At 61.5% G+C, this 14,452-nt stretch carries 6 protein-coding genes; 3 read left to right on the top strand and 3 right to left on the bottom strand.

The annotated features are described in order from the left end of the window. Nucleotides 1-52: 52 nt before the first annotated feature. The 3 genes from M9952_03800 to M9952_03810 all read left to right on the top strand — a co-directional run bounded on the left by M9952_03800 (nucleotide 53) and on the right by M9952_03810 (nucleotide 10,932). On the top strand, nucleotides 53-3,310 hold the full coding sequence (locus M9952_03800; protein ID MCO5312045.1) for a PA14 domain-containing protein: 3,258 nt from the start codon (nucleotides 53-55) through the stop codon (nucleotides 3,308-3,310). Beyond that, nucleotides 3,307-7,161 carry a ricin-type beta-trefoil lectin domain protein gene (locus M9952_03805; protein ID MCO5312046.1) on the top strand — a complete coding sequence of 1,285 codons (3,855 nt, stop codon included), beginning with the start codon at nucleotides 3,307-3,309 and terminating at the stop codon, nucleotides 7,159-7,161. The genes M9952_03800 and M9952_03805 overlap by 4 nt, the downstream gene beginning before the upstream one ends. 2,370 nt (nucleotides 7,162-9,531) lie before the next feature. Continuing rightward, on the top strand, nucleotides 9,532-10,932 hold the full coding sequence (locus M9952_03810) for a putative DNA binding domain-containing protein (GenBank protein ID MCO5312047.1): 1,401 nt from the start codon (nucleotides 9,532-9,534) through the stop codon (nucleotides 10,930-10,932). Nucleotides 10,933-10,991: 59 nt separating this feature from the next. Here M9952_03810 and M9952_03815 read toward each other — a convergent pair whose 3' ends face one another. Genes M9952_03815 through M9952_03825 form a run of 3 tightly spaced genes read right to left on the bottom strand, consistent with a single transcriptional unit; the run spans nucleotide 10,992 to nucleotide 14,286 of the window. Next, complete coding sequence (locus M9952_03815) at nucleotides 10,992-12,188, bottom strand: acyl-CoA dehydrogenase family protein (GenBank protein ID MCO5312048.1); 1,197 nt, start codon at nucleotides 12,186-12,188, stop codon at nucleotides 10,992-10,994. Then, entirely contained in the window at nucleotides 12,185-13,090 is a 906-nt protein-coding gene (locus M9952_03820) for an amidohydrolase family protein (protein ID MCO5312049.1), read from the bottom strand. The genes M9952_03815 and M9952_03820 overlap by 4 nt, the downstream gene beginning before the upstream one ends. A gap of 17 nt (nucleotides 13,091-13,107) precedes the next feature. After that, a complete protein-coding gene (locus M9952_03825; protein ID MCO5312050.1) occupies nucleotides 13,108-14,286 on the bottom strand; it encodes an amidohydrolase in 1,179 nt (392 codons plus the stop codon). Nucleotides 14,287-14,452 lie beyond the last annotated feature (166 nt).

The following is a 14,452-nucleotide window of genomic DNA, read 5'->3' on the forward strand; positions in this document are numbered from 1 at the left end:
TAATTGTGCCGGGTTGGCTTGTTGTTGGTGGGGTGGGGTCGATTCGTGGGGGATGTTGTCTCGTAGCGTTCGTGTTGTCGGTGTGGCGATGGTGTTGGGGCTGTTGGCGGTTGATGTTGGTGTGGTTCGCGAGGCGGGGGCGCAGTCGGAGGGCCGGGCCGACCGGGAGGAGTCTGCTGGCGTGTTGCCGGTGGAGGCTGGTGTGGTGGGGGATCCGGGCGCGTTGGAGTCTGAGCCGCGGGATTTCGACGCGGAGTTCGCCGGTTCGGACGGGTCGGATGCTGGAGGTTTGGTGGGACGTGCGGCTGATGGTGGGGGCGTGCGCGAGTTGAAGCGGGTTCGTGAGGTGGTGGAGCGGCGCAGTGAGGCAACCGAGACGTTCGTGTTGGAGGACGGCTCGATGGTGACGGATGTGTCGTTGGTGCCGAAGTGGTATCGGGACGCGAAGGGGGCGTGGCAGCGTGTGAATGTGCGGATTGTCGAGGATGGGGATCGCAAGGGTGGGTTGCGTACCGATGGTGTTGGTTGGTCGGTGACGTTCGGTTCGGTGGGTGATGGCTTGGTCTATGAGATTGAGGGCAAGCGGTTCAGTGCCCGGTTCGTTGACGGGGCCGACGCGAGGGTGTTGCCGGAGCGTGACAAGGCCGATGGGATGGTGGTGTGGTATCGCAACGTGTGGCCGGGGGTCGATGTTTCGTATCGGGTGTCGGCGTCTGCGGTGAAGGAGGACTTTCACGTCGGGTCGGTTGAGGCGTTGAGGGGCGCTGGGGTGTTCGCGACGGAGTGGACCTCGAGTGGCCGTCTGGTTGGTGATCCGATGCTGGAGGGCGGTTTGCGGTTGGATTGGGATGGTGACGGCGATGTGGCGGCGTCGGAGCCGGGTCCGAAGGTGTCGATCGAGCCGGTGCGGGTGTTTGATGCGTCCGGTGCGGTGTTGTCGAAGGCGCATGGCCGTTTGGGTGTCGATTTTGGGGCGGAGGAACGCATTGTTGGCAGGGAGCGGGCGGAGGAGGCGACGTCGCGTCGTATTGGTGTGGAGCTCGACGGGGCGTGGGTTGAGTCGTTGAGCGAGGAGTCGTTTCCGTTGGTGATTGATCCGACGGTGAATCTGTCGCCGTCATCAGGTGGCGGCTGGGCGTCGTATAGTGCTCAGGGAAACTCGATTGGGACGTCCCAATATCCGTTGTTGGGCGATGGGATGCCGCAGTGGGGCGCGACTGACGAGTGGCGTTTCGGCGTGTACTACGATTATTCGACGATTTGGACGAGTAATCCGGGTGCGCGGGTGCGGTATTCGGATATCCAGTTTGATACGGTGCAGTACCCGTTGCCGGTGGGGGTGTTCAACAGTAATCCGTCCACGATTTTCTATAATGGCTATTATCCCTCGTCGCCGAACGCTTCTGCGGCTGGTGCGTGTCACGCGAATGCTTGGTCGTTTGCTGGGACGTGGATGGGTGTATCGCCGACGTTGTGTCGGAACTATGGCATGACGTTGAACGGTCCGCAGTACGCGTTTTTGGGTGCGCATCCCTCGACGGCGTGGACGGAGGTGTCGCAACTCTTGCGGCCGTGGGTGGATTCGCAGACGCCGAACGCGGTGTTTGGCGTGAAGATCGACACGACACCGGGGTACACGTTTCATGCGGTGTTGCCGACGTTGCGGGTGTGGTGGGATCGCCAGTCGACGGTGCCGGCGTTGACGGCTCCGGTTGGGGACGCGACGATCACGTCGTTGACGCCAACGTTGTCATGGGGCGCGAGCACTGATCCTGATGCGGGCGAGAACCCACCGAATTATGAGGTGGTGTTGATGGGCAACAAGCCTGCGACGACGCCGGGTGACGCGTTTGAGCTGTCGGGGTGTAGTGCCGGCGCGACGCGTGTGTGGTCGAGTGGGTACGGTTCGGCGACCTCTGCTGTGGTCCCGGCGGGGTTGTTGAACGATGGTGCGTCGTATTATTGGGCGGTCGCGGCGATCGGTGGGGGTGGGATCGATCGTTTTCCGCGGTGTTCGGAGGTCCGCAAGTTCACGGTGAATCGCCGGTTGGGTGTGTCGGGGCCGTTCCCGGTCGAGCAACTCGGCCCGGTGGGTGTGAATGTGATCAACGGCAACGTGGTGATCGGCGCGTCGACGCATTCGTATGCGACGGTCGGTGGTGAGCAGTCGTTGTCGTTGGTGTACAACTCGCAAGCAACGAACGATCGCGGGTTGCGGGGCCGTTATTACGGTGGGAAATATCCGTTGTTCGGCGCTGAGATCGATGTGTGGAACGGGTCGGGCGCGTTGTTTGTTGACCGGTTGGACCCGACGGTTGATTTCGCGTGGGGGTCGGGTTCTCCGGTGACGACGATGGACGCGATGGATGATTTCCGTGTCACGTGGTCGGGGTACGTGACACCTGGTGTCGCGGGCACCTACTGCTTTGGCGGGACGTTTGATGATGGGGTGAAGATCACGATCAACGGTGTGGTGGTGCTGAACAAGTGGCAGCATCAGTCCGCGACGTTTAATTGTTCGAATGGCGGTACCGCAGTGGTGTTTGGGGCGGGTGAAACAAAATCGATCGTTGTTGACTACTACGAGCACACTGGCGCGGCGACGGCACAGTTGCGGGTAACGAAGCCGGATAACTCGACGGTTGCGGTGCCGTCGTCGTGGCTGTCACCGGATCTCGATGTGTTGGGTCCGAACTGGACGTTGTCGGCGGGTGAGGTCGCGGTTCAGGGTGCGATCAAGACCGATAGTGGTGTGATGTTGCGTGGGGTTGATGGTTCGGCCACGGAGTACCGCAAGTCCGACACGGGCGCGTATGTCGGCCCTGGTGGTGACGGCACGGTGGTGCGGGTCGATCCGACCACGAGTGAGATTTCGGTGATGGACGATGCCGGGACGTCGTACAAGTTTTCGGCGTCGGGTCAGTTGCAGTCCGCGGTGAGCGCGGTTGATGACCGTCAACCCGCGGCGACTCAGTTTCAGTGGTCCGGTGCTCCGGTGAAACTCACCGCGATGGTTGATCCGGTGACCGGAAGTCAGAGCGTGTTGCGTTACGGCGGCGACGCGAACTGTCCGAGTGTTCCCTCGGGGTTCGTGAGTGCCCCATCGAAGTTGTGTTCGGTGACGTCTCCGGATGGTCGTCAGACGAAACTGTTCTATGACGCTTCGGCACGGTTGTCTCGGCTGGTGACCCCTGGGGATGTGACCACCGATTTCGCGTACGACTCGTCGAATCGGATCATCAAGGTGCGTGACCCGGTGCCGACCTCGACGCGGTGTCCGCGGGGAAACGTTCCGATGGTGACGCGGTGAAATGGGTGATTGCCTATGACGGTTCGGGTCGGGCGAGTGGGGTGACCGCGCCGGCCGCGACTGCGGGCGCGACCCAACAGTCCTCGACGCTCACCTATACGGCGGCGGCGACGGGTCAGGCTTTTGGCCAGTGGGGTGAGACCCGGTTGTCGGTGTCGGGGTTGTCTCAGCCGAACGGGTACGCGAAGAAGGTTCGTTTCGACGACTCGTTCCGGACCCGCGAATCAACCGATACCGCGGGGTTCGTGACGGTCACCGCGTATGACGGGGCGTCGGATCGGGTGTCCTATGTGGACACGATGTCGGGTACCGCGGTGGCGATGCGGACCTCGACGGTCTATGACAGTGCGGTGGTGTTCAACAACTTGTCGCGGCCGGTGGGCACGTACGGTCCTGCGCCGGTCGCGAAGTTTCAGACGAACAGCCCGTTGCCGCTCGCAACCGAAACCGGCAATGTTGCGGCGACGACGACAACCTACGACGGCGGGTTGAACGGTCTTGCGGCGGCGTGGTTCGACGACAACGCGGCCGGCCCGTTTATGACCTATCCGGTGCGGCCTGCGTTCGTTGGCGCTCCGAAAGCGCATTCGTTGCAGTCGACCTCGGCGTCGTGGAACTGGGGTGCGGGTTCGCCGGATAGCTCGGTTGGCGCCGATAACTGGTCGGGGCGCCTGAGTGGTTTGGTGAACTTGGCGACAGCGGGGTCGTGGCGGTTCCGCGGCACTGCTGATGACGGGGTACGCGTGATTGTCGACGACAAGGTTGTGGTGTCGGGTTGGGACCAACCGTCGGTCACCGTCACGGGCGACCCACAAACGTTTGGTGCCGGGTGGCATCGCATCGTGATCGAAGTGAAAGAGAACACCGGTAACGCTTCGGCGAGTGTCGAGTGGCTCGCGCCGGGTGGTTCGTGGGCGGTGATCCCTGCAGCGAGTCTGAAACCCGATTTGGGTTTGGTGACTTCCACCGTCGGCGCTGACGGGGTGACGACGACAACCGGGTACAGCGATCCGGTTGGAGCGAAACCGACAACGGTGAGCGTCGACCCTGCGGGGTTGAACCTCACCGACACGACCGGTTGGGAGGCGCGTGGTGCGACCGGCCAGTACATGCGCCGTACCAGCCGCAGCCTGGCGGCGGGGTCGTCGTCGACGAACACGTACACCTACTACGGGGCGAGCGAAACACCATCGGCGCCGTCGTGTGCGGGCAGCGGTGTGAGCGTCACCCCGGTCGCTCAACGCGGGTTCGCGAAAACGTCACGGGCCGCCGATCCGACCACATCGGGCGGTACCGGCGGGCTGCTGCGTGAACAGATCGTTGATGCGGCCGGCCGTGTTGTGGCTTCACGGGTGTCGACCGATACGAAATGGTCATGTGTCGCCTATGACAGTCGCGGCCGAGCGACCGTCACGACCTCTCCGGCGTCCGCGACCGCGCCTGGTACTGCGGGCAATCTGCCGCCGTCTGGGACGCGCAGCATTGCCCAGCATTCCGGGTATTGCATGAACGTACGAAACGGCACTGCAACCAATGGTGAAGTGGTCGAGCAGTACGGATGTTTCACCTCCGGTCAGCCATCGGAGATTTTCAACTATGTCGATGTCGACGGCACGTGGTTCACGATTCGGCCGTCGCACTCGTCGATGTGTGTCGGCGCGACTGGGACCAGCGACGCAGCGTCGGTGACCCAACAAACCTGTGCGGCGTCGTCGCTGCAGTACTGGAAAGCCGTCGCAGCGTCGAATGGTTACCAGTTGATCAACCAGGCGTCGGGGAAGTGTTTGCAGATCGCGGATTTCAACGGCAGCGAAGGCGCAGCCGCGTCGGTGTCGTCATGTATCACGGGTTGGACGAATCAGCAGTGGAAGTTCGTGAACCCGTCGACGCTGAACCCCGAACCCTTCCCGACAGGTAGTGGCCCGTCGAGCTATCCGGAACGCACCGTCACCAGCGTCTATGCGGTGGGCGGGGACCCGATGTTGTCGACCGTGACCGATCCTGTCGGCACGATCAGCACCCGTGTCGATCTATTGGGTCGCGTGACCGATGTGCGTGACACCGTTGGGCGGGTGTCGTTGGTGACGGTGTTTCACGCCTCCTCGGGTGCGGTGATCGAACGTTCAAGCGCGACCTACAACACGACCGGCACCGGGGTGAACGCGATGGCGACGCAACGCTGGTCGAACACAGCGGCGACGATCACGGGATACAACACGACCACACTCACCCCCACGGTCGCGTTCGCGGCGCCGTCGTCATGGTCGACACTGTCGACGTTGCATTACGACACGGTGGGACGTAACGACTACAGCGATTTCTTGAACGGGGTTCGGACAACGAACGGTTTCGACGGTTTCAACCGGCCGGTATCGGTCACCCACACCAAGGGTGCTTCCACGTTGTATAGCGATGTCGTGACCCGCGATAAGACCGGCCGGGTTGTGGACCGTAGCGTCAACGGGGTCGACCCGAGGCCGGGCAACCCGAACTATGTGTATGACGCTGCCGGTCGGTTGACGGACTGGTGGGAACGTGACGTGGCCGGATCGGCGAACGTGTCGGGGACGTATCGGTTCGCGTACTCGGGGTCGAACTACACGACGACTTGCAACGGTGTGACGGGTGGGTCGAGTGTGGCGGGGAAGAACAGCAACCGGGTTGAGGAAACGTTGACGACATCTGGGGGTACGGTGTCGAGTGTGTACTGCTACGACTACGCGGACCGGATCCGAAAGGTCGCGAAGAGCAGCGGTACCAACCCGTACACAGGCGGGTTCGTGTACGACGCTCATGGCAACACGACCACGGTTGGTGGTGACGTGATGAGTTTCGATGGCGCGAACCGGCATCTGAAAACGGTGAACGGTTCCACGACGGTGGAGTACAGCCGTGATGCCGCTGATCGGATCGTCTCGCGGAAGGTGAACGGGACGGTGGTGTCGAAACAGGCGTACACCGGTGCTGGTGATTCCAGTGCGGTCACGTTGAACGCTGCCGGGACGGTCACTGAGATCACCGTGGGCCTGGCTGGTGGCGGGTTGTATACGTGGCGGCCATCAGGTGGTGATGTGTGGTCTCATGGCAACACGCACGGGGATTTGGTGTTGACGTGTACGACAGCGGGTGTGCAAACCGGCACGATCGGAGCCTATGACCCGTTCGGTAACCCGTTGGGAGTTACCAGCATCGATAACAGTGCTGGGAACTTTGACTACGGCTGGCATGGGCAGGCCCAACGACCACTCGAACACGAAACCGGTATCCAAGCCACCATCGAGATGGGCGCCCGCCCCTACCAGCCAACACTCGGACGATTCCTCACCATCGACCCCATCGAAGGCGGAACACCCAACGACTACCTCTACGTCACCGACCCAATCAACGGCAACGACCTAGATGGGCGAGGGACGAAAGACAAGAATCGATGGCGATATCAGATCTCGGAAGTCCCGGGATCTCTCGTATTCCGCGGCGATACTGGCGACTCGCGGGGCTCGCTGCTCACTCCATTGGAATGGACCACGTATACTCAGAGGTGGCAGGTCAAGATAACAGTTTATGATCCAAAGACACGACGATACTGGAGTCAATACCTCTACATCTCTGCCACAAGAAAGAAGTTCACTCAGGCAATATATAATCCGTTGAAGACGGGCGATCCGACCACACCAGGTCCATCGGCCACGTTCCACAGAACGTCATGCGCGTTCGCGTACGGTGCATATACTTGGGATCGCGGGACGCGTGTTCCTTCAAACTATGCGTCAATCAGTCGAACTGAGATGGGAACCCATCTCTATGAGCGGAGCCTATGTCAGCGCATACAATCGACTATCTCGTATCCATGAAAAGTCGACGCTGCTGGGAGGCAGTATGCATCGGAATTCTCTCGCTATCTTCTGCTTCTTGTGTATCAGGCCATCAACTTGAAGCAGGGGGTACGTACCTCGAAATCGTGTATGGCGACTCTGGTCTCAATCTAAGAGTTGCTTCATGTGGACCCAAGGCGCAAAAGGTCGCCGTACTCCGGGTGGACGACCAAAACATTGACGAAATAAGGGTCGCAAATATGAAACTAGAAAGCGGACTAGATCCAGAATGGGATAGTCCGTGGTCAATCGGCGAACTTGACGGTAATGGCGGCGACGGAGTGCTGAATCCAATTATCTCGTGGAGCTCCCCAGTTGACGCTGCGTTTATCGATGGTGCTCAAGAAGTGATTGTAACGCTAGTGAGACAGGAAGTTGGATCAGTATCGTACTCGCGTTCCTACGTGAGCGTTGTAGTTCCGGTAAACGCGTTTGATGGTAGGCACGCATATATTGATGAGTTCGGCGATTACGTTGAGCCTGGACCTGATGGTCGATTTGAATGTACATAGTGAAGACTTCGCAAGGCAAAAGTCCACAACAATTGATGTGCCAGATGGATGGTTCTGCGGTGGAACGGGGAGCTAAATTGCAAGGAAGCTGCTGGTGCCCTTGGGTCTATAATGGTAGACTGGGTGCCAGATCGTGCTGTAACCGGCTGGCGAAGGAACACTGCATTCAGCACCGGAAACAGGTTCTTTATAGTTGGATTGAGATCCATGGAAGAGATATACCTGGCTGATATTGTTACGCCCGACGGCGGGTATGGGATCGCACCGGTCCGGTATCTTTTCAGATATAAGGACGCAAATGGGGTGGATCGGATATTCAAAGTAGCCTTTGGAACATTCCTTGCGTGGTCAATTGATGGGGCCTTGGCCAGGGGGAGTCGTGCCACTGGCGGTCTGTAGATCATGGATTCCGTAGTCGGGGCATTTGCGAGGATCGTAACGTGGGTAGTGGGAATGGTACTTGTCGCTCAAGGTTGCGCGGTCGTCGGTGGTTTCGTATGGCTCAGAGCCGATGGCTATATTAGCTGGATCGACGTCTCAATCGGTGTTGTCGGTGGCATGGCGCTCAGTGTGATTGGTGTATGCACCATTCGATTCGTCGACCGCCGACTGAAGGCGACCTAGAATGAGAGAACGCTGTCAGCGTGAGTGGGAATCACTTGCAATCGTTTCAATGAGGCAGGCAGCGGCTGAGCGCGCTGGTAATGATTCCCTCGGGACAGCAATCGCTGGATCGGACAACTACGGCAGACATCTAGAGGTGTCGCTGTTCGGCAATCCAAACGATATATATATAAATATGAACTATTCCGTGCATCAGTCCGGTGCGCCCATAGTGAAGCGGATATCAATTCTGTATTCGCGGGACGCATGTCCGACGTCGCTGATCGCCCAGAGGTGCTCTCGGCCGTGATCAGCCGGCTCAGGAAAGAGAATCGAGTATTTGGTATCGATTGGGATCCGACATGGAGGGCTGAGTTCCAGCGACAGGAATCGGCTGCAGATCCATTGACACCGCCATTCGGTCAGGAGTGAGAGTGCCCCAACAGGAGAATCTCTCTCGTGTAGACTTGGAGAGTTTTCGGGATGATAGATGAGATTGTGGGGTTGATCGGACGGGATGCCGATGGCAACGAGGCGGCGTTCATGACGTGGGGTCGAGTGCTACACCACGACGATCCGTCGATTGAATCGCTGGTGTTGCGCTACTCCAAAGGATGTAGCCTGAGAAGTGAACTCGCGTCCGTCGACGCTCGTAGCAAGTCTTCGCCAGATTTCGACTGCGCAGTACTTCTACGAAGGATTGACCAGTTGTATCGTGGAGCTGTCCCGTGCTCGTCTCGATAGCGAATGGAGCGGCAATGCTCGGCAACGGGTCCTGGGCCTCAAGGACATCTACTTCTGCCGCTATCTGGACTCCGACGATGACTGAGGCTCGGACAGCGGCGAGAGATTGGTGGCGACGAACCGTTGGATAGTTATAGCGATGCTGCAGCCGATGATGAATTGCTGCCGTAGCGCTGTCCGTCGTGACCCACGCGCTGCGTGGACGTTGCGCTGACGTACCGGAACATTTGTTGCAGTAGGGCGTTCGTGTTGTGGTAGACGCTGAACCCCAACGCGGCTGGCCAAGCCCTCGCTCAGTTCGTACCATTACGGCTACAGGACCTTCGCTGAGTGCAAGGAACTGTTGGCCGAGCGCAAGACGATCCACTACCCGGTCGGTTCTTCGGAGTTCGAGACCTGCAACGTCACGCAGCCGGCGACCAGCGTTTCGGACGCGTGACAGTTCGACGGCTGATACTGAAACCTACTGTAAAAATGTTACAGTAGATCCATGGTTCCTGGCGATGTCGACCGTGCGCTTGCCCTTCCCCCAGACGAGGCGGCGGAGCGGCTGAGCGTCTTGCCCGAGGATCAGTGGTTCGAACGCAAGGCAGGTCGCATCAGCGCGCGAGACCTTGCAGTTCCGTTGATAGCGATGGCGAATGCCGAGGGCGGCTACGTCGCTGTTGGCATTCACGACGGCGTTGTCGATGGAGTCGCAGCACCCCATATCAACGCGTTGCGACAGGCGGCGCAGGACTTTACGTCCCCTGTCGTGCGGTGTACCGCGACCGAGTTTGAGGTCTCGGACGGTCGGGTGGTGCTCGTGTTTCGAATCGATCCCGGCGAGCATGTCCACGAGACGACCAAGGGAGACGTCTATCTCCGAGTGGGCGACGAGTCGCGAAAGCTCGGCTATTCGCAACGCCGAGAGCTGGAGTTCGATCGAGGCAGCACCCCCTTCGACGGAACCGCTGTCGAGGCCCACGTCGATGACCTCGACCAGAACCAGGTCGGTGCTTATCAGACGTCGATTGGTTCACAGACGCCCAGAGACATGCTTGCTGCCCGCGATCTCCTGACCCGTGACGGTCGTTTGACGGTCGCCGGATGGCTGCTCTTTGCGGAGCGTCCTCAATCACTGTTTCCGAGCGCCTCAGTGCGTGTGCTGCGATACGCGGCCGTTCGTCGTGGTACCGGGTCGGCGATGTCGCTGTATGAAGGCGGTGACACCCGATGTGTTGGTTCAATCCCGGAGCAGATCAGTCAGGCCGCAGAAGTGATCGAACGATGGGTGCCGAAGGTGGAGGCACTCGCTCGTAGCGGCCGATTCGAACCACGCTCGATCATTCCTCGGGATGTCTGGCTCGAAGGACTCGTCAACGCGGTGCTCCATCGCTCGTACTCCATGGCCGGAGACCACGTTCGTGTCGAGATCTTCCCGAATCGCATTGAGATCGAGAACCCGGGCCGCTTTCCGGGTCTCGCCGATCCGTCCGAACCGTTGTCGATCAGCCGCTATGCCCGCAATCCCCGTATCGTTCGCGTGTGCTCCGACCTTGGAATTGCCCGTGAACTCGGCGAGGGCATTCGACGCATCTTCGCCGACATGCGGATGCTCGGCCTCGCCGACCCGATCTACACCCAAGGCAGTGGATCGGTCCGCCTCGTACTGTCTGCTGCAGACGCCCTCGACGAGACAGTCCGCGCAAGCCTGAGCAAGGCTGCCCGCCAGATTCTCGACGTGCTTCGCCTCGAAGGCCGGCCGCTGAGCACTGGGCAGGTGGCCGACCTCGCCGGGGTGGCGCGCCCGACCGCATCTCGGCATCTGCAAACGCTTCGTGACCTCGGACTGGTCGACTGGGACGGGCAGAGCCCTCGCGACCCACGCGCTGCGTGGACGTTGCGCTGACCTACTGGAACATTTGTTTCAGTAGATGTTCCAGGACCTGTTGCAGTAGACGCTGAACGTCAGCGTGGGAGGCCAAGCCCTCGCTCGGCGATGGTGTTGCGTTGGATCTCGTCGGTGCCGCCGCCGAGGCGGAGTCCGGGGGCGAACAAGAAGCGGTCAGCGAAGGCCTCGGCGTGCTCGTCGTCGGTCACCATTCCTCGTGCGCCCAGCAGGTCCAGCGCGGTGTTGGCGCTGAGCCGGGCATGTTCGGAGTAGGAGAGCTTTGCGACTGAGGCTCCTGCGGGTATCGCCGCGATTCGTGCGCCGACGAGATCGAGGAGCTTCTCGCGTGTGTGCGCTCGGGCGAGGTTCTGGCGGACGATCGGATCGCGGTCGAGGCCGAGGTCGCGGGCGAGCTGTTGCAATGCGGTCGAGGACCGTGCGCTCGTGCCGCCGCCGATCGCCGAGCGTTCGCTCGTCAACATGACCCGCAAAACGTCGAAGCCACCGCCGAGGTTGCCGATCAACGCGTCGTGAGGAACGAATGCGTCGTTGAGGAACACCTCGTTGAAGTGATACCCACCCGACATCTGGCGCAGGGGTCGCACAACGACCTCGGGTTGGTTCATGTCGAGTGCGAAACAGCTCAACCCGCCACGGCCGGCGATCGACCGGTCGGCGCGGGCGATGAGAATGGCGTAGTCGGCACTCACCGCCCCGGAGGTCCAGACCTTTTGGCCGTTCATCGTCCAGCCGCGATCGGTCGGCGTGGCGAGTGTCTGCACGTTGGTTAGATCGCTGCCGGCGTCGGGCTCGGACAGCAACTGACACCACGACTGGTCGCCCCGCACGATGTGGGGAAGGTGGCGCAGGCGTTGGTCGTCGGTACCGAAGCGCAACAGCACCGGCGGCACCATCTCCAAGGCGATCGACAACATCTTGGTCGATACCCCGAACTGCGCGGCTTCCTCGGCGATGATCTCGCTTTGCCAACTCGGTGCGCCCTGGCCGCCGTACTCGACGGGCCACGACCTGCCGGCCCACCCTGCGTCGAAGAGGCGCCGTTGCCAGGCGCGCGTGACCTCGAGCGCGCGGCGTTCGCGCGACTCGAACTCCTCGCGGGTCGGAGCCGACACGACGTGGATCGCCGAGAAGTCCTCGGCGCTGCCCTTGGCTGGCGCATTGGCGTTGAGCCAGGCCCTGACCTCGGCACGGAAGGCGTCGCGCTCGCTGGTGGAGCGCTGCGTCGCGCCCTGTTCGTCGTTCTCGTTCGTCATGACGGTCCTTCGATGCGGAGAACCCGGGCGGCGTTCCCGTAGAGAAACTTCGGCCACACCTCGTCGCGAAACCCGACCGCTGGCAGTTCCCCGAAGATGCGTTCGAGGCTGAGGCCCATCGGGAAGTAGCCGCCGTACATGATTCGATCGGCGCCGCGGGTGTTGGCGTATTGCACGATCTCGGTGGGGTAGTGCTTCGGGGCGAACGCGGAGGTGGAGTAGTGCAGGTTCGGCCACTTGACCATGAGCTTCACGGCGAGGTCGACCCATGGCTCGGCACCGTGTCGCATGACGACGACCAACTCGGGAAACTCGTACACCACCCGGTCGAGCAGTTCGACCTTTTGTGCATCCGACGGAACCCGCGGCCCGGCGATTCCGACCGTGATGAACACCGGCAGGCCGAGCTCCACGCACTTGGCGTAGATCGGAAACATCCGTGCACCGTCGATGGGCGTACGCGACGCCGTGCCGTGGGGAAACAACGACACCGCTCGCAGGTTGTATCGCTCGTGGGCATCCACCAGACGCCGGAGTGCCCCGGTGCCTTCGTCGGGATCGAGGGTGATCGAGGCGACGAAGCGGTCGGGGTGGCGTTCGAGTGCGGTGGCGACCGCCTCGGGGTTGGCGCCGAGACTGACGAGGCCGACCTCGACGCCGAAACGGTCCATCTCCGCGAGGGTCACGGCGACGGAATCGAAACGGTCGCCGTGGAGCTCGGGGACGTCGTGGAACATGTAGCTCGCCGGCATCGCCATGGTCTTCGACTCGTCGTCGCGGACCCGCTGACGCACCGATGCGTAGAGCTGATCGGGATCGGTGGGGAACCCGATCAACGTGTCGATCGTCGCTCCGCCATAGCCGCCGAACCGCGTCGGGTCGGGCGAGGTCTGCTCGGTCATATGAGCGCCGTGCGCACTCACGGCATGCTCACGCCCAGCAACTCGAGCGCGTTGTTCGTCGAGATGCGTTCGATGGTCGCGGCGTCGAGCCCCGCCAACGTTTCGGTGATGAACTCGGCGGGCACGCGGGTTCCTTCGGCGTGGGGCCAGTCCGAACCGAGCAGGAGCCGGTCGACTCCGACGTGGTCGACTAGGCCGCTGACGTCGTCCTCCCAGAACGGCGTGACCCACACCTGACGGCGAAAAACCTCGACCGGGTGCTCGGCGAAGAAGCCGGGATTGCGATTCGCTGCGTCGTCGAGGCGGTGGAGGAGTTCGGGAATCCACGACGCGCCGTTTTCGACGCTCGCCAGACGCAACGTCGGGAATCGTTCGAACACCTTGTGACACAGCGCTGCCGCGTAGAAGTCGCTGACGGCTCGGGCCTTGGTGACCACCCCTCGTAACGGCGAGCGAAACAGTGAACTCTCGGCGCCCCCCGGCTCCCACATCTGGATCAGCGCGTCGTAGCCGTCGTTGCCAGCGTGGGTCGCAACGACGATCCCGGCCTCTGCAGCCAATCCCCAGACCTTGTCGTAGACCGGGTCGAACGGCGAACGGTACCCGCCGGGCACCGGTACTGGGGCGTTGCGAATGTTGACGGCGATGGCGCCGAGGTCGATAACACGCTGCAACTCGGCTGCCGCTGCATCGGGGTCGAGCATCTGGATATAGGGCACCGCGTAGATGCGACCTTGGTAGTTGTATCCCCAGTCGTCTGCGAGCCAGCGGTTGAACGCGGTGAAGGCGGCTGCGGCCGCTTCGGAGTCGTGGCGTAGCGCCTCTTCGATGCCCACGCCGAGGGTCGGGAACATGAGGGTGGCGCCGACGCCCTGGGTGTCCATGACGGCGAGGCGGGCGTCGCGGTCGTGGTATTCGGCGGGCAGCGGTTCGAGTTCGCCGAACGCCTCGACGATGCTTTGTTGATGGGGGTTGCCCCGGTACCAGTCGAACAGCGAGCCGGGCTTGGCGACGGGGTCGAACGTGGGGTTGGCGACATAGGAGTTGAGCGTCCCGCCGACGAGGAGCCGCTTGCGCCCGTCGATCTCGGCCCACCGCACACCCCGGCTGCGAAACGCACGGTCCTGGTAGCGGGTGAAGGCGTCGGGAGCCTCGTAATAGTGGTTGTCGAAGTCGAAGAACGGCTGATCCGTCATGGTGGTGCTGCTCCTTCGGGGAGGTGGCGCGAGCACTTCGTTTGACGCTCCACGCCTCCACTCGGCAGAATACCAACATTGACGCCAAAGTCAATTTTGGTCGTAATCTTCAGTAATATCGGGGTGAACGCGGCCGTCAACGTGGGTTTCACGGCTCATCGGTGCG

Source organism: Microthrixaceae bacterium (assembly GCA_023957975.1).
Lineage (GTDB): Bacteria > Actinomycetota > Acidimicrobiia > Acidimicrobiales > Microtrichaceae > JAMLGM01.

Bases quoted from the DNA above. Each gene is read 5' to 3' on its own strand.
- M9952_03800 (MCO5312045.1), top strand. From the start codon at position 53: ATGTTGTCTCGTAGCGTTCGTGTTGTCGGTGTGGCGATGGTGTTGGGG.
- M9952_03810 (MCO5312047.1), top strand. From the start codon at position 9,532: ATGGTTCCTGGCGATGTCGACCGTGCGCTTGCCCTTCCCCCAGACGAG.
- M9952_03815 (MCO5312048.1), bottom strand. From the start codon at position 12,188: ATGACGAACGAGAACGACGAACAGGGCGCGACGCAGCGCTCCACCAGC.
- M9952_03820 (MCO5312049.1), bottom strand. From the start codon at position 13,090: ATGACCGAGCAGACCTCGCCCGACCCGACGCGGTTCGGCGGCTATGGC.
- M9952_03825 (MCO5312050.1), bottom strand. From the start codon at position 14,286: ATGACGGATCAGCCGTTCTTCGACTTCGACAACCACTATTACGAGGCT.